The following is a 16,826-nucleotide window of genomic DNA, read 5'->3' as shown; positions in this document are numbered from 1 at the left end:
GGTCGACGACCGGGCTCATGGCCCGGGTCTCGGTAGATCGTGGGTGTGGTGCGTCGCAGGTCGTGCCGCCTGCGTCGTGGAGCGTGGTACTGGCGCTGCTACCGCCCGTAGACGTTCTGGTAGCGGTCGTAGAGCGAGTCGACCCGATCCTGCGGGATCCGCGTCGGCTCGCCGAGCTGGCGGGAGATGTGCACCGTGCGGGCGACCTCCTCGACCATGACGGCAGCCTTGACCGCGGCCTTCGCGTCGGCGCCGATGGTGAACGGTCCGTGGTTGCGCATGAGCACCGCCGGCGACCGGCTCTCGGAGAGCGTCTCGACGATGCCCTGACCGATCGAGTCGTCACCGATGAGCGCGAACGGCCCGACCGGGACGTCGCCGCCGAACTCGTCGGCCATCATCGTCAGGACGCACGGGACGGGCTCGCCGCGCGCCGCCCAGGCGGTCGCGTAGGTGGAGTGGGTGTGCACCACTCCCCCGACGTGGGGCATGTGCCGGTAGACGTAGGCGTGGGCTGCCGTGTCGGACGACGGTGACCGCGTCCCGTCGACGAGCTCGCCGTCCAGGGTGCACACGACCATCGACTCCGGTGTCAGCTCGTCGTAGGTGACCCCCGACGGCTTGATGACGAAGAGGTCGGCCGTCGTCAGGCGCTGCGAGACGTTCCCGGCGGTCCACACGACCAGCTCCCAGCGCGGGAGCTCGGCGTGCAGGCGGGCGACGACCTCACGGACTCGCGCGACCTCCTCGCGGACCTCGTCGGGATAGGAGGCCAGACCGGGCGCCTGCGGAGCGGCGCTCATGCCGTCGCCTCGACGGTCTCCGAGGCCTGCGGTGCCTGTGGGCTCCTCGCCTCGCGGCGGATGTCCTTGAGACGGTGCATGACCTCGTTGGCACCACGGCCGAAGTAGTCGTGGAGGGTCGTGTACTCCGCGAAGAGCGCGTCGTAGCGGACGGCGTTCTCCTCGATGGGCAGGTAGGCGGCGACGGTGCGCTTGCCCATCACCTGCGCGGCGGCGCGGACGTCCGGGTAGGCACCGGCGGCGACCGCAGCGTGGATGGCCGAGCCGAGGGCGGGCCCCTGGTCGGACGCGATCGTCGACAGCGGGAGCCGCGTCACGTCCGCGTAGATCTGCATGAGCAGCGTGTTCTTCAGCAGCCCGCCGGCGACGACCAGCTCCGTGACCGGCACGCCCGAGGTCTGGAAGGCCTCGACGATGGTCCGGGTGCCGAAGGCGGTCGCCTCGAGGAGCGCACGGTAGGTGTCCTCGGGTGCGGTGGCGAGCGTCTGCCCGACGACGATGCCCGAGAGCTCGTGGTCGACGAGGACCGAGCGGTTGCCCGAGTGCCAGTCGAGGGCCACCAGGCCGTGCTCGCCGATCTGCTGCGGGCGGGCGAGCTCGGTGAGGTGCTCGTGCACCGAGCGTCCGGCTGCTGCGGCGGCCTCGACGTAGGCCGGCGGGACGGAGGACTTCACGAACCACCCGAAGATGTCGCCGACGCCGGACTGGCCGGCCTCGTAGCCCCAGAGCCCGTCGACGATGCCACCCTCGACGACGCCGCACATGCCGGGGACCTCGTGGAGCTCCTCACCGTTCATCACGTGGCAGGTAGAGGTGCCCATGATCGCGGTCATCTGACCCGGCTCGACGGCGTTGGCCGCGGGGGCGGTCACGTGCGCGTCGACGTTGCCGACCGCGACGGCGATGCCCTCGGGGAGCCCGGTCCAGCCGGCCGCCTCGGCCGTGAGACGGCCAGCAGGTGCGCCGAGCTGCCCGATGGTGTGCTCGACCTTGTCGGCGACGAAGGAGCCGAAGTCGGGGTTGAGGGCGGAGAGGAACTCTGCGGAGGGGTACTCCCCGTCCTGGTAGATGCCCTTGTAGCCGGCGGTGCAGGCGTTGCGGACGTAGTCACCGCTCAGCTGCCACACGATCCAGTCGGCGGCCTCGACCCAGTGGTCGATGCGGTCGTAGACCTCGCGGTCCTCCTCGAGGACCTGCAGGCCCTTGGCGAACTCCCACTCGGAGGAGATGAGACCGCCGTAGCGGGAGATCCACGACTCGCCACGGGCGTGCGCGAGCTCGTTGATGCGGTCGGCCTGCCCCTGGGCGGCGTGGTGGCGCCAGAGCTTGACGTAGGCGTGCGGCCGGTCGCCCAGGCCGTCGAGCTCGTTGAGCGGCGTGCCGTCGGTGGTGGTGGGGACCATGGTGCACGCCGTGAAGTCGGTGCCGATCCCGATGATGTCGGCGACATCGATGCCGTGGTCGGCCTGTGCCTGGGCGATCGCCGCGGGGACGGCGACCTTGAGGACGTCGACGTAGTCCTGAGGGACCTGGAGGGCCCACTCGGGCGCCAGCGAGACCGGCGTCCCGGCCTCCCAGGCCGGCCCGGTGGTGAGCTGACGGTCCATGACCGCGTGCGGGTACTCGTGGACTCCGGTGCCGAGCTCGGCTCCGTCGTGCACACGCACCACCACGGCGCGGCCGGAGAGGGTTCCATAGTCGACGCCCACGACCAGGGCGCGCTGCGAGTCAGTCATTCGAAGCCTCGTTGCTTGTGAAGACACCTCGGGCGGAGGACCAGGTCGGTCAGGACGCCCGGCGTCGGCAGACAGGGGACGGAGACGAGACGACGTCTCGACCTCCTCGTCGCCACGGTAGCGCTCGGCGCCCGTGTCGACACCCCATGTTAACGTTCACAATCCGCGCTGCGCAAGCACTGCGGCATCGCTCAGGGCCCGCCGTAGCGGTGGAGAGGCCGGCCTGGTGCCGAGGACGGAGCATCCGAAGACCTCCCGAAACCTGTCCGGGTACGACGAAAGCCCACCCCCAGAAGGGGTGGGCTCTCGTTGAATGATTGTCCGGCGGCGACCTACTCTCCCACACAGTCTCCCGTGCAGTACCATCGGCGCAGAGGGGCTTAGCTTCCGGGTTCGGAATGGGACCGGGCGTTTCCCCCTCGCTATGACCGCCGTAACTCTATTGGGTTGTCAACCGGTTCTCGGCCGTTACCCGAGAACCGCACAGTGGACGCGTAGCACACAAAAATTGAGTGTTATCAAGTTATCGGCTTATTAGTACCGGTCAGCTCCGAGAGTCGTTAGTCCTCTCTTCCACGTCCGGCCTATCTACCCAGTGGTCTGCTGGGAGCCTCTCGAGGGTCAAGCCCTCATGGAAACCTCATCTTGAAGCAGGCTTCCCGCTTAGATGCTTTCAGCGGTTATCCCTTCCGAACGTAGCCAACCAGCCGTGCTCCTGGCGGAACAACTGGCACACCAGAGGTTCGTCCGTCCCGGTCCTCTCGTACTAGGGACAGCCCTTCTCAAGTTTCCTGCGCGCGCAGCGGATAGGGACCGAACTGTCTCACGACGTTCTAAACCCAGCTCGCGTACCGCTTTAATGGGCGAACAGCCCAACCCTTGGGACCTACTCCAGCCCCAGGATGCGACGAGCCGACATCGAGGTGCCAAACCATGCCGTCGATATGGACTCTTGGGCAAGATCAGCCTGTTATCCCCGGGGTACCTTTTATCCGTTGAGCGACGGCGCTTCCACAAGCCACCGCCGGATCACTAGTTCCGACTTTCGTCCCTGCTCGACCTGTCAGTCTCACAGTCAAGCTCCCTTGTGCACTTGCACTCGACACCTGATTGCCAACCAGGCTGAGGGAACCTTTGAGCGCCTCCGTTACATTTTAGGAGGCAACCGCCCCAGTTAAACTACCCATCAGGCACTGTCCCTGATCCGGATTACGGACCGAGGTTAGATGTCCAGAGCGACCAGAGTGGTATTTCAACGTTGACTCCACGAACACTGGCGTGCCCGCTTCACAGTCTCCCACCTATCCTACACAAGCCGCACCGAACACCAATACCAAACTATAGTAAAGGTCCCGGGGTCTTTCCGTCCTGCTGCGCGTAACGAGCATCTTTACTCGTAGTGCAATTTCGCCGAGTTCACGGTTGAGACAGCGGAGAAGTCGTTACGCCATTCGTGCAGGTCGGAACTTACCCGACAAGGAATTTCGCTACCTTAGGATGGTTATAGTTACCACCGCCGTTTACTGGGGCTTAAATTCTGAGCTTCGCACAAGTGCTAACCCGTCCTCTTAACCTTCCAGCACCGGGCAGGCGTCAGTCCGTATACATCGTCTTGCGACTTCGCACGGACCTGTGTTTTTAGTAAACAGTCGCTTCTCCCTGGTCTCTGCGGCCCTTGCACGCTCGGCCAGCTAGTGGCTTCACGCTCCGGGCCCCCCTTCTCCCGAAGTTACGGGGGCATTTTGCCGAGTTCCTTAACCATGATTCTCTCGATCGCCTTAGTATTCTCTACCTGATCACCTGAGTCGGTTTAGGGTACGGGCGGCTTGAACCTCGCGTCGAAGCTTTTCTCGGCAGCATAGGATCACCAAATCCCCACCTAGGGTGGGTCCCGTCAGATCTCAGGCTATGTGAACAGCGGATTTGCCTACTGTTCGCCCTACGTCCTTAGACCGAGACAACCGTCGCTCGGCTTGGCTACCTTCCTGCGTCACTCCTGTTAATACGCTTACCTACTACCGGTTCGGGTCCCGCGCTCCCCTGAGTCCTCAGCCCCGAAGGGCCTGTAGACCAGGCTTGGGCGGTCAGCATCACCGGGCTCGGTATGGGCGGTTCTTCGCCGGTAGGAGAATATCAACTCCTTGTCCATCGACTACGCCTGTCGGCCTCGCCTTAGGTCCCGACTTACCCAGGGCGGATTAGCCTGGCCCTGGAACCCTTGATCATTCGGCGGACGGGTTTCTCACCCGTCTTTCGCTACTCATGCCTGCATTCTCACTCGTGTAGGCTCCACCACTGGGTTCCCCCGCAGCTTCACTGCCCACACGACGCTCCCCTACCCATCCACACACCTGGACCACGAAGGCCTGGTTATTATGTGAATGCCACAGCTTCGGCGGTGTACTTGAGCCCCGCTACATTGTCGGCGCGGAATCACTTGACCAGTGAGCTATTACGCACTCTTTCAAGGGTGGCTGCTTCTAAGCCAACCTCCTGGTTGTCTGTGCAACTCCACATCCTTTCCCACTTAGCACACGCTTAGGGGCCTTAGCTGGTGGTCTGGGCTGTTTCCCTCTCGACTACGGAGCTTATCCCCCGCAGTCTCACTCCCGCGCTCTCACTTACCGGCATTCGGAGTTTGGCTAACGTCAGTAACCTTGTAGGGCCCATCGGCTATCCAGTAGCTCTACCTCCGGCAAGAAACACGCGAGGCTGCACCTAAATGCATTTCGGGGAGAACCAGCTATCACGAAGTTTGATTGGCCTTTCACCCCTACCCACAGGTCATCCCCCCAGTTTTCAACCTAGGTGGGTTCGGTCCTCCACGCGGTCTTACCCGCGCTTCAACCTGCCCATGGGTAGATCACTTCGCTTCGGGTCTAGACCCAGCGACTCTGACGCCCTATTCGGACTCGCTTTCGCTACGGCTTCCCCACACGGGTTAACCTCGCCACTGAGCACTAACTCGCAGGCTCATTCTTCAAAAGGCACGCTGTCACCCCTGCTAAGGAGGCTCCAACGGATTGTAGGCACACGGTTTCAGGTACTATTTCACTCCCCTCCCGGGGTACTTTTCACCTTTCCCTCACGGTACTTGTCCGCTATCGGTCACTAGGTAGTATTTAGGCTTATGAAGTGGTCTTCACGGATTCACACGGGATTTCTCGGGCCCCGTGCTACTTGGGATCCCCTTCGGGAGGCCACATGATTTCGTCTACGGGGGTCACACCCTCTACGCCGGGCCTTTCAATGCCCTTCGACTATCACATGACTTTCTGACTCCCTGACAAGCCGGCAGACTCATCTGAAAGGTCCCACAACCCCGCCCATGCAACCCCTGCCGGGTATCACACATGAACGGTTTGGCCTCATCCGCTTTCGCTCGCCACTACTCACGGAATATCTCTTCCTGTCGGTACTGAGATGTTTCACTTCCCGACGTTCCCTCCACACACCCTATATATTCAGGTGCAGGTAACACGACATAACTCGTGCTGGGTTTCCCCATTCGGAAATCCTCGGATCACAGTTCGTTTGCCAACTCCCCGAGGCTTATCGCAGGCTACTACGTCCTTCATCGGCTCCTAGTGCCAAGGCATCCACCCTGTGCCCTTAAAAACTTGACAACAATAAAATTGCAGAGAACAAAGATAAATCTTTGATCTTACAAAGATGCTCGCGTCCACTGTGCAGTTCTCAAGCTACGGACGATCCCACCCAACACCACCGCCTACCCCCGAGCAAAGCTCAAGAGCGGTTCAACTGGTTCAGGGTGACCCGTGTCGTGGCAACCAACCCGATCCGCCAAGACCCAGAGGTCTCAGCCGGCTTGGCGCCTGAAGTTCACTTGCGTCAAGACGCCCGTGCCTTCAGGACCCAACAGTGTGCTCATGTCCCCACCCCTCGACCCACTCTCTTCCAACCAGACGAAGCTGGTGTACTAACAGCGGACCTCATGACGAGTCCTAGTCAATGTTCCACCCGTGAGCAACCGCCCACACCCTCATTCGGAGTGTGGAAGCGGCCACCTGAACCCTGCCGGGGTAGTCCCCGAGATCAGAGCCAGTGTGTAGCTCCTTAGAAAGGAGGTGATCCAGCCGCACCTTCCGGTACGGCTACCTTGTTACGACTTAGTCCCAATCGCCAATCCCACCTTCGACGGCTCCATCCCACAAGGGGTTAGGCCACCGGCTTCGGGTGTTACCGACTTTCGTGACTTGACGGGCGGTGTGTACAAGGCCCGGGAACGTATTCACCGCAGCGTTGCTGATCTGCGATTACTAGCGACTCCGACTTCATGGGGTCGAGTTGCAGACCCCAATCCGAACTGAGACCGGCTTTTTGGGATTCGCTCCACCTCGCGGTATCGCAGCCCTTTGTACCGGCCATTGTAGCATGCGTGAAGCCCAAGACATAAGGGGCATGATGATTTGACGTCATCCCCACCTTCCTCCGAGTTGACCCCGGCAGTCTCCTATGAGTCCCCACCATGACGTGCTGGCAACATAGGACGAGGGTTGCGCTCGTTGCGGGACTTAACCCAACATCTCACGACACGAGCTGACGACAACCATGCACCACCTGTACACCAGTCCGAAGACGCGACCATCTCTGGCCGATTCCGGTGTATGTCAAGCCTTGGTAAGGTTCTTCGCGTTGCATCGAATTAATCCGCATGCTCCGCCGCTTGTGCGGGCCCCCGTCAATTCCTTTGAGTTTTAGCCTTGCGGCCGTACTCCCCAGGCGGGGCACTTAATGCGTTAGCTGCGGCGCGGAACTCGTGGAATGAGCCCCACACCTAGTGCCCAACGTTTACGGCATGGACTACCAGGGTATCTAATCCTGTTCGCTCCCCATGCTTTCGCTCCTCAGCGTCAGTAGTGGCCCAGTGACCTGCCTTCGCCATCGGTGTTCCTCCTGATATCTGCGCATTCCACCGCTACACCAGGAATTCCAGTCACCCCTACCACACTCTAGTCTGCCCGTACCCGATGCAAGCTCAAGGTTGAGCCTTGAGTTTTCACACCAGACGCGACAAACCGCCTACGAGCTCTTTACGCCCAATAATTCCGGACAACGCTTGCGCCCTACGTATTACCGCGGCTGCTGGCACGTAGTTAGCCGGCGCTTCTTCTGCAGGTACCGTCACTTTCGCTTCTTCCCTACTGAAAGAGGTTTACAACCCGAAGGCCTTCATCCCTCACGCGGCGTCGCTGCATCAGGCTTTCGCCCATTGTGCAATATTCCCCACTGCTGCCTCCCGTAGGAGTCTGGGCCGTGTCTCAGTCCCAGTGTGGCCGGTCGCCCTCTCAGGCCGGCTACCCGTCGACGCCTTGGTGAGCCGTTACCTCACCAACTAGCTGATAGGCCGCGAGTCCATCCTTGACCGAAAAACTTTCCAGACGCCGACCATGCGATCGCGTCTCGTATCCGGTATTAGCCCCGGTTTCCCGGAGTTATCCCAGAGTCAAGGGCAGGTTACTCACGTGTTACTCACCCGTTCGCCACTGATCAACCAGAGCAAGCTCCAGCGTCACCGTTCGACTTGCATGTGTTAAGCACGCCGCCAGCGTTCGTCCTGAGCCAGGATCAAACTCTCCGTAAATGTTTGCTATCAACCAGCCGAAACCAGTTAACAACCATACGAAGCAAGCCTCCCCGCAAAGAGAGAACTTGATTAATCAAGGCTACAAACCGAAAACTTGCGTTTTCAATTCATACCAAATAAACCTCGTCCAGCATCAGCCCCGACCGAAAGGTCAGGTACCAACCCAAGACGAGGGGTCTTGGCATTGACTATTAAGCACACTGTTGAGTTCTCAAGGAGCGGACGCGCACCACCGTCAAGCCCTTCTCAGGCTGTCAGCATGGGGCTGCCGTTCAGGTTGACCTGTCTTCCTCCGGCCAGCCGTCCCTGCGTCGTGCGCAGGTTCTTCCGGCCTGGAACAGGTTACCTCATGTCTTCGGAGCAGATGTTCGGGCTGAGCCCGTCCTCTGTGCTTCTCGATGAGGGTCGGTCACGCCCCGGGAACAGCCACTTCGCGGCGGCTCTTGCGAGCTTCGCAGTGGTGTCTGTGCCTCCCTGTCGGGCTGACATCCAGAACACTACGTCACCGATCACGGACTTGGCCAATCCGCATCCCGTGACCCCGGTCACGGGCGGGCGTCGACCTCCTGCGCCCCTCTCGTGACCCTCCCGTCGCCCTCGCGATCAGCCGCCGGACCCCGATCAGCCTCGGCCCGTCGGCCGCCCGGTGCTCTCCCGCACCACCAGCTCGGGCTCGAGGACCGCGTCGTCGACCTGCGCCCCGTCGAGCAGCCCGCGCAGGGTCGCGATGATCTGGTGACCGAGGTCCGCGAACCCGGGCCGCACCGTCGTGAGCGGCGGGATGAAGTCGCCCGCCCCGGTGACGTCGTCGAAGCCGACCACCGAGACGTCCCGCGGGACGCTCAGGCCGCCCTCGTGGAAAGCCCGCAGGAGTCCGAGCGCCAGGTGGTCGTTCGCCGCGAACACCGCCGTGGGGGCTCCTTCCGCCACCATCCGCCGGCCGACCGCGTACCCGCAGGCTGAGGTCCAGTCCCCCTCGACCACGGCGGGCACCGTCAGCCCCAGCGCCCGAGACTGCTCGCGCCACCCGTGCACGCGCGCCTCGGCGTCGAGCCACCCCGGCGGCCCCGACACGTGCACCACCTCTGCGTGCCCGAGCGCCGCGAGGTGGTCCACGACCGTCCGCGCCCCGAGAGCCTGGTCGACCGACACGGTCGTGACGGACTCCGGCGGGTCGGCGAGCGCGGCCACCACCACGACGGGCAGCTGCTCGTGCGAGGCCCGGACCGCGTCCACCACCTCGGCGTGCGGCGCGATGACCACGATGCCGTCGACCCCCTGGTCCATGAGGTGGCCGAGGGCCTGGCGCATCGACTGGGCGTCCACCGTGCGCAGCGTCGCGACCGTGAGGAAGTAGCCGGCCTCGCGGGCAGCCTCCTCGATCGCCACGAGCGTCTGCGACGGGCCGAAGGAGAACGAGCCGGTCGTCACCACGCCCACGGTGCCCGAGCGCTGGGTCACCAGCGTCCGCGCCGCCGAGTTGCGCCGGTACCCCAGCTCGGAGATGGCCGCGAGGACCTTCTCCCGGGTCTCCTCGCGGACGTTCGGGTGGTCGTTGAGCACGCGCGAGACCGTCTGGTGGGAGACGCCCGCCGCCCTCGCGACGTCGTTCATCCCCGGTCTGCGTGGGCTCACGCGCATCAGAGGCCGAAGCCCGTCGCGAAGTTGACGACCTCGGAGGCCGGGCCCACGGCCCGCAGGACGACCGTGCCGTTGGTCCAGACCGCGGTCCCCTCGGACGCGCCGTCCTCCCCGTAGAAGGACAGCGACCCCGTGACGTCGTCTCCGACGGTGACGTCCTCCGTGCTCGTCGGCTCGCCGAGGTCCGCAGAGAGACCGGCGGCGGCCTCGGTCGCGCGGTCAGCGTCTGCCCACTGCCCCACGGTGACGGTGAACCCGGCCGCCGTGGTGTCGGCCGACCCCGTGCTCGTCCCCGAGGCGGTGCCCCACTGGCTGTCGACGGCCTCTCCCTCGTAGGCGGCCGTCCAGCCCTCGACCGCCCCCTCGAGGGAGTCCGTCGGCTCGACGGTCGTGAGGACGAACTGCCGGACGGTGCCGGGCAAGGCCTGGACGAGCGCGGTCGCGTCTGCCCGGTCGAGAGGCTCGGAGGTCGCGGTCGGGACCGGCAGCGTGGTGGTGACCGTCGCAGAGGCCGCAGGGTCGGCGTCGGCGGGGCGGAGCACGAAGAACAGCACGACGGCCGCCACGAGGACCACCGGCACACCGATCACGAACCACAGCGCTCGTCCGCGTCGCTGCTCGGACCGGCGCGCCCGGCGCGTCTCCTCGTCGGAGCGAGGCTCGCCCTCGGGTGCCGCGAGCCCGGCGACGCCGGTCGTGCTGTCGCCCGCGGAGGGCTCCTGCTCGGTCTCCGGCGCTGTCGACTCGTTCTCGGACATGGTGCTCCCTCGTGGCAGGCCCGGGCGTGGGCCCGGCGGTGCGCCGCCCTCGACGGGTCGACGGGACGGACGTCTGTCGACGCCAGGGTACGGTCACGCGGTCCTGCCGTGACGGAGCCACGGCGGTCGGCGTGCAGGCGCACCCGCTGTCGGGGGTGCCCGTTACGGTTCTCGGCATGGCCACCACCAGCACACGGAGCTCCTCCGCCGCGTCCCGAGCGACCCGTCCGGGGTACCGCTGCACCGAGTGCGGCTGGACCACCTCGAAGTGGGTCGGGCGGTGCGGCGAGTGCCAGGAGTGGGGCTCGGTGACCGAGGCCGCCGCGGCTGCCTCCGGCCCCAAGACGGTCGCCTCCGCCCCGACCCGGTCGGTCGCCCAGCCGATCGGCGAGATCGACGTGGACTCCGCCCAGGCTGCTCCGACGGGGATCAGCGAGTTCGACCGCGTCCTCGGGGGCGGCATCGTCCCCGGTGCCGTGGTGCTGCTCGCCGGCGAGCCGGGCGTCGGCAAGTCGACACTGCTGCTCGACGTCGCGAGCACCACGGCGCGCGCCGGACGCCGGGTCCTGTACATCACCGGTGAGGAGTCGGCCGGGCAGGTGCGGCTGCGGGCCGAGCGCATCGACGCCCTCGCCCCCACGCTGCTGCTCGCCGCGGAGACGGACCTCGGGCAGGTCCTCGGGCAGATCGAGGCGACCGACCCCGACCTGCTGATCGTCGACTCCGTCCAGACCGTCGCGTCCGCCCAGGTGGACGGGTCCCCCGGGGGCGTCGGGCAGGTCCGTGAGGTCGCGTCGGCGCTCATCGCCGCGGCCAAGGGTCGGAACATGCCCGTGGTCCTCGTGGGGCACGTGACCAAGGACGGTGCCGTGGCCGGCCCCCGGACGCTCGAGCACCTCGTCGACGTGGTCCTCCAGTTCGAGGGCGACCGCCACTCCCGGCTGCGCATGGTCCGTGCCGTGAAGAACCGCTACGGGCCGACCGACGAGGTCGGCTGCTTCGAGCTCACCGAGGACGGCATCGCCGGTCTCGCCGACCCGAGCGGGCTGTTCCTCTCCCACATCAACCTCGCGGTGCCGGGCACCTGCGTGACCGTGACGCTCGAGGGCCGACGGCCTCTCGCGCTCGAGATCCAGTCGCTCGTGGTCGCGAGCCCCCTCGCGAACCCCCGCCGCACCACCAGCGGCATCGACTCGAGCCGTCTCGCGATGATCCTCGCCGTAATCCACCGTCACCTCGGCGCGCGGCTCACCGACGCCGACGTCTACGTGTCGACCATCGGGGGCGCGCGGGTCACCGAGCCCGCGGCAGACCTCGCGATCGCGCTCGCCACGCTGAGCGCCCTCGAGAACAAGCCCGTCCCCGTCGGGACCATCGCGATCGGGGAGGTGGGCCTCGCCGGAGAGCTGCGCGCGGTGTCCGGGATCTCGCGCCGGCTCAGCGAGGCGGCGCGCCTGGGCTTCACCCGTGCGGTCGTCCCGCCGGGCACCTCGGGACCAGCCCCTGCGGGCATGACGCTGCTGCCCGCGGCCAACCTCGCCGAAGCAGTCCAACGCACCCAGCAGAACCTCACGCCGACGCCCCGCCCTGACGCGTAGGATCGCAGCGTGGCCAACTCCCCCGCGCACGTCGACGAGCTTCTCCGCGAGACCCTGGCAGCCGTGGCGCCAGGCACAGAGCTGCGCGACGGGCTCGAACGCATCCTCCGTGGACGGACGGGGGCGCTCGTCGTCCTCGGCTTCGACGAGACCGTCGAGACCATGAGCTCGGGCGGCTTCGCGCTCGACGTCGAGTTCTCCGCGACCCGCCTGCGCGAGCTCGCCAAGATGGACGGCGCGATCGTCATGGACCGCGAGGCCGACCGCATCCTGCGCGCGGCCGTCCAGCTGCTCCCGGACCCGACGATCGAGACGACGGAGTCGGGCACCCGGCACCGTACCGCCGAGCGTGTGGCCAAGCAGACCGGGTTCCCCGTGATCTCGGTGAGCCAGTCGATGCGCATCGTCGCGCTCTACGTCGGCGGCTCCCGCTACGTCCTCGAGGACCCGGACACGATCCTGTCCCGCGCGAACCAGGCCCTCGCGACCCTCGAGCGCTACAAGGCCCGTCTCGACGAGGTCAGCGGGACGCTGTCCGCCCTCGAGATCGAGGACCTCGTCACCGTCCGCGACGTGTGCGCCGTGGTCCAGCGCCTCGAGATGGTCGGCCGCATCTCCGAGGAGATCGCCGGCTACGTGGTCGAGCTCGGCACCGAGGGCCGCCTGCTCGCCCTCCAGCTCGACGAGCTCATCGGCGGGCTCGGGTCCGACCGCGAGTTCGTGATCCGCGACTACGTCGAGGTGGGCCGCAAGGACCACTCCGTCCAGGACGTGCTCGCCAGCCTGGCGCTCCTCGACTCGACCGAGCTGCTCGACCTCGGTCTCATCGGCCGGGTCCTGGGGCTCCCCGGCGGGGGCGAGGCGCTCGACGCAGCCGTCGCACCCCACGGGTACCGCCTCCTCGCGAAGGTCCCCCGCCTGCCCAGCACCATCGTGGCCCGGCTGGTCAGCCACTTCGGTGGTCTGCAGAAGCTCCTCGCCGCGACCGTCGAGGACCTGATGGCGGTCGACGGAGTCGGCGAGCAGCGCGCGCGGTCGGTCCGCGAGGGCCTGTCGAGGCTCGCCGAGTCGAGCATCCTCGAGCGCTACGTCTGACCCTGGCTACGCACACCCGGCGCTCGGCACCGGTCGCAGAGCCGCGCCCGGTCGCAGACCTCGCTGTGGTCACCCGACCGAGAAGACGACCGGCTCCGTGGTGATCTCCGGGGTGGTGACGACCGCCTGGTAGGTCCCCGCCCCGATCTGCGGCAGGTCCGCAGGGCACTCGGGCGCCGACCGGTTCGTCGCCCACTCGATCGTGCTCACGTCCGAGTTGCCGCCGTCGAGCAGCAGCAGACGTGGGTCGCCGGGCTCGCAGTCGGCGCTCGACCAGATCCGGTCGGCCCCGGAGCTGATGACCAGCTCGGCGGCCGTGCGACCGGCGTCCATGGTGCACGGCACCGTCCCGACGTGCGTGATCGAGAGCGTGAAGACCGCCGTCTGGCCGAGGGCGTAGGCGGGCGCGTCGGCGGTGAGCGCGACCGTGACGTCGGCCGGGGTGCACTCCACCGGCTCCGTCGACTCAGGCTCTGGTTCCTCGCTGGTCTCCGCGTCGGTTGCCGGGGCGCTCTGCTCTGCCTCCGGCGAGGCCTCGTCGTCCCCGCCCAGCGCGTTCGCGATCGCCCGGACGCCGAGCACGAGCCCGACCACGACGACAGCCAGCACCGTGAGCACCAGGAGCCAGCGGACCACGAGCACCCGGGGGCTCGGACGCCCTGCCGGGGTGCGCGGCGGACCGCCGCCGTTCCCCGGTCCGCGCCCACCCGGCCGGGCGGAGTGCGGGACCCCAGGGCGAGAGCCACCCTGCCGACCGTCACGTCCGGCACCGTCTCCCGGGCGTGGTCCGTCGCCGCGAGGCTGCCGCTCGCCGCGGGATTGCTGCGGGCCTTCGTGCTCCATGCGTGTGAACCACCCTCGTCTGCCAGCCCGACCACGGATCTCGTCCAGGTGCCACGCACCGACCGGTGGCGCGACGCTGCGACGACGACTGCTGAGAACTACCATATGCGGCGCGACCCCGTCCGCTACCGGTGGCGCGGCGGCACGGCGCGCCAGACCCGCCCGGCCCCGCCCCCGACCGACCGATTCCGAGGACATGCCCGCACCCCACCACCAGTCCCCCGCAACGATCACCGAGCTGCAGGAGACCCTCGCCGACTGGTTCGAGCGGACCGCACGCCCGCTGCCCTGGCGCGCACCCGACCGCACCCCGTGGGGCGTGCTCGTCAGCGAGGTCATGTCGCAGCAGACGCCGGTGGCCCGGGTCGCCCCCGTGTGGCTGGAGTGGATGGACCGGTGGCCGAGCCCCGCGGCCTTCGCCGCCGCGTCGACGGCGGACGTGCTGCGTGCCTGGGGACGCCTCGGGTACCCGCGTCGTGCGCTGCGGCTCCAGGAGTGCGCGCAGGCCGTGGTCGAGCGGCACGGCGGCGAGGTCCCGGAGGACGAGGCGCTGCTGCTCGCCCTGCCAGGGGTCGGTGCCTATACGGCCGCTGCGGTCATGGCCTTCGCCTTCGGCCGACGGTCCGTGGTGGTCGACACCAACGTCCGCAGGGTCCTCGCACGCACCGTCGGGGGGGACGCGCTGCCGATGCCCGCGCTCACGGCGGCCGAGTCGGCCCGGGCGGCTCGCCTCGCCCCGGTCGCGGACGACGACGCCGCGCTCTGGGCTGCGTCGTCGATGGAGCTCGGTGCGGTCGTCTGCACCGCCCGCGCGCCTGCCTGCGACCGCTGCCCGGTCAGCCACCTCTGCGCGTGGCGAGCCGCGGGGTACCCGCCGGACGAGCACGCCGGACGCCGCCGCACCCAGACCTGGAAGGGCACCGACCGGCAGGCGCGCGGCACCGTCATGGGCGCGCTGCGCGCGAGCCACGGCCCGGTGGCGCGCCGGGTCCTCGACGACCTGTGGCCCGACGCGGCGCAGCTCAGCCGGTGCCTCGGGTCTCTCGTCGAGGACGGGCTCGTGGAGCAGGTCACCGGCGACGGGGCCGTCGCAGACGCCGCCTACCAGCTGCCCGGCGGCGCGGGCGCGCAGGACTGAGCCCGGCCGGGGGCGCCCCCGCTGCTACAGCTCGATGAGCATGCGGCTGTTGCCCAGGGTGTTGGGCTTGACCCGGGCGAGGTCGAGGAACTCCGCGACGCCGTCATCGTGGGAGCGCAGGAGCTCGGCGTAGACGCTCGGGTCCACGGGGGTGCCCTCGATCTCGTGGAACCCGTGCCGGACGAAGAAGTCGACCTCGAAGGTCAGGCAGAAGACCCGGCTCAGGCCGAGGGCGCGCGCCCGCTCGAGCAGCTCGTCGACGAGGGCGTGGCCGATCCCGCTGCCGTGGGCCTCGGGGGCCACCGCGAGGGTGCGGATCTCGGCGAGGTCCTCCCACATGACGTGCAGCGCGCCGCAGCCGACCACCTGCGCCGCCTCCGGGGTCCCGACGTCGGCGACCACGAACTCCTGCACCGACTCGTAGTAGGCGACGGCCTCCTTCTCGACCAGGATCCGGCGCTGCGCGTACGGCTCGACGAGCGCGCGGACGTGCCGCACGTCGGAGGCGCGAGCGGGTCGGACGGTCGCGGAGAGCGCCGGGGCTGCTGAGGTCACGCCGACAACCTACGCCCCTACTCGGTGGACTGCATAGTTATCCACCAGGTGGTCCGGTCGCCGCCGCCCCCTGTCTCGTCCGGGCTCACCGTGCCGCCGGCTCGTCGAGCAGCAGCTGGGTCGCGGTCACCTCGTCGACGACGAGGTGGGTGACCACCCGCGCCCGCAGGGCTGCCCGCAGCGGCACCACCTTGGCGTCGCCGGCCACGGCGCACACGCGGCGCGGGACCCGGCGCAGCTCGCGCGGCGACGGTCCCGTCGCCCGGGCGTTGAGCTCCACGTCACGATAGGTCCCGTCCTCGCGCAGGAACACCGTGCAGACGTCGCCGACCACCCCCTCGTGGTCGAGCAGCGCGACGTCGCCCGCCTCGAGGTACCCGGCCGTGTAGACGTGGCTGGGCAGCCCGCCGGCGAGCGCACCGACCGAGAACAGGGCGATGTCGGCGCGGCGCTGCTGAGCCAGGACGCGGCGCACCGAGCGCTCGCGCCACATCGCCTCCTTGGTCTCCGCGTAGTCGAAGAACGCCGGCACTGGGAAATAGTGCACGTGCGCGTCGAAGGCACGACCGAACTCGGCGATGAGGTCACCGGCGTACTCGACGCCCGAGGTCCGCATGTTCGCGGCACCGTTGAGCTGGACGACGGCGCTACCGCGAGTCGTCTTCCGCGGGAGGTTCCTGGCGATCGCGCTGAGCGTGGTGCCCCAGGCCACCGCGAGGATCATGTTCGAGTCGAACCACGTGCCGATCAGGCGGGCGGTGGTCAGCGCGACCTGCTCGAGCCTCTCGACCTCGCTGCTGTGGTCAGGAACTGGGACGACGTAGGCCTCGATCCCGTAGATCTCCCGGATCCTCTGCCCCAGGCCGGGCGCGTTCGAGTGCGTCGGGCGCAGCGTGATCTCGACCAGCCCGGTCTCCCGGGCGAGCTTGACCATGCGCGAGACCGTCGAGCGCGAGGTCCCGAGGTGCTTGGCGATCGTCTCCATCGTGAGGTCTTGGAGGTAGTACATCGACGCAGCCCGCAAGACGTCCTGCTCTCGCCCAGCCATAGC

General features: G+C 67.3%; 10 protein-coding genes and 3 rRNA genes. 3 read left to right on the top strand and 10 right to left on the bottom strand.

Annotated features, from left to right (window positions below; translation table 11 throughout):
* Window positions 1–98 precede the first annotated feature (98 nt).
* The 7 genes from SKED_RS03390 to SKED_RS03360 form a co-directional block, all read right to left on the bottom strand.
* On the bottom strand, window positions 99–803 hold the full coding sequence (locus SKED_RS03390) for an L-ribulose-5-phosphate 4-epimerase (protein WP_012865721.1): 705 nt from the start codon (window positions 801–803) through the stop codon (window positions 99–101).
* Window positions 800–2,539, bottom strand: a complete 1,740-nt coding sequence (gene araB, locus SKED_RS03385; RefSeq protein WP_012865720.1) for a ribulokinase — start codon at window positions 2,537–2,539, stop codon at window positions 800–802. Before araB ends, SKED_RS03390 begins: the two co-directional genes overlap by 4 nt.
* 319 nt (window positions 2,540–2,858) lie before the next feature.
* A 5S ribosomal RNA gene (rrf, locus tag SKED_RS03380) occupies window positions 2,859–2,975 on the bottom strand.
* Between the two features lie 78 nt (window positions 2,976–3,053).
* Window positions 3,054–6,165, bottom strand: a 23S ribosomal RNA gene (locus SKED_RS03375).
* A 455-nt stretch (window positions 6,166–6,620) separates the two neighbouring features.
* Window positions 6,621–8,144: ribosomal RNA gene (locus tag SKED_RS03370) — 16S ribosomal RNA — on the bottom strand.
* The 16S, 23S and 5S rRNA genes sit together here, the layout of an rRNA operon.
* 624 nt (window positions 8,145–8,768) lie before the next feature.
* On the bottom strand, window positions 8,769–9,761 hold the full coding sequence (locus tag SKED_RS03365) for a LacI family DNA-binding transcriptional regulator (RefSeq protein WP_143755638.1): 993 nt from the start codon (window positions 9,759–9,761) through the stop codon (window positions 8,769–8,771).
* 26 nt (window positions 9,762–9,787) lie between these two features.
* Window positions 9,788–10,546, bottom strand: a complete 759-nt coding sequence (locus tag SKED_RS03360) for a hypothetical protein (protein ID WP_012865718.1) — start codon at window positions 10,544–10,546, stop codon at window positions 9,788–9,790.
* Window positions 10,547–10,722: 176 nt separating this feature from the next.
* On the opposite strand from SKED_RS03360, the gene radA reads away from it, so the two are divergent.
* Window positions 10,723–12,144, top strand: coding sequence for a DNA repair protein RadA (gene radA / locus SKED_RS03355; RefSeq protein ID WP_012865717.1), 1,422 nt, complete (start codon window positions 10,723–10,725; stop codon window positions 12,142–12,144).
* Window positions 12,145–12,153: 9 nt separating this feature from the next.
* Window positions 12,154–13,239, top strand: coding sequence for a DNA integrity scanning diadenylate cyclase DisA (gene disA / locus SKED_RS03350; RefSeq protein WP_012865716.1), 1,086 nt, complete (start codon window positions 12,154–12,156; stop codon window positions 13,237–13,239).
* 69 nt (window positions 13,240–13,308) lie between these two features.
* Here disA and SKED_RS03345 read toward each other — a convergent pair whose 3' ends face one another.
* The gene (locus SKED_RS03345) at window positions 13,309–13,875 is read right to left on the bottom strand and encodes a hypothetical protein (RefSeq protein WP_143755637.1); all 567 of its coding nucleotides are present in this window, start codon (window positions 13,873–13,875) and stop codon (window positions 13,309–13,311) included.
* Between the two features lie 403 nt (window positions 13,876–14,278).
* Between SKED_RS03345 and SKED_RS03340 the strand changes: the two genes are divergently transcribed.
* Window positions 14,279–15,220, top strand: a complete 942-nt coding sequence (locus SKED_RS03340; protein WP_012865714.1) for an HhH-GPD family protein — start codon at window positions 14,279–14,281, stop codon at window positions 15,218–15,220.
* A gap of 24 nt (window positions 15,221–15,244) precedes the next feature.
* On the opposite strand, the gene SKED_RS03335 is transcribed toward SKED_RS03340, so the two are convergent.
* Together SKED_RS03335 and SKED_RS03330 are read right to left on the bottom strand one after the other, a co-directional pair.
* Window positions 15,245–15,775, bottom strand: coding sequence for an amino-acid N-acetyltransferase (locus tag SKED_RS03335; RefSeq protein ID WP_012865713.1), 531 nt, complete (start codon window positions 15,773–15,775; stop codon window positions 15,245–15,247).
* 85 nt (window positions 15,776–15,860) lie between these two features.
* Window positions 15,861–16,823 (bottom strand): sugar-binding transcriptional regulator, encoded by a 963-nt coding sequence (locus SKED_RS03330; protein WP_012865712.1) that lies wholly within the window; start codon window positions 16,821–16,823, stop codon window positions 15,861–15,863.
* Between the last annotated feature and the right edge of the window lie 3 nt (window positions 16,824–16,826).

It is taken from the genome of Sanguibacter keddieii DSM 10542, assembly GCF_000024925.1.
GTDB lineage: Bacteria > Actinomycetota > Actinomycetes > Actinomycetales > Cellulomonadaceae > Sanguibacter > Sanguibacter keddieii.
The sequence above is the reverse complement of the archived record's forward strand: the minus strand, read 5'-3'. Positions and strand labels throughout refer to the sequence as shown.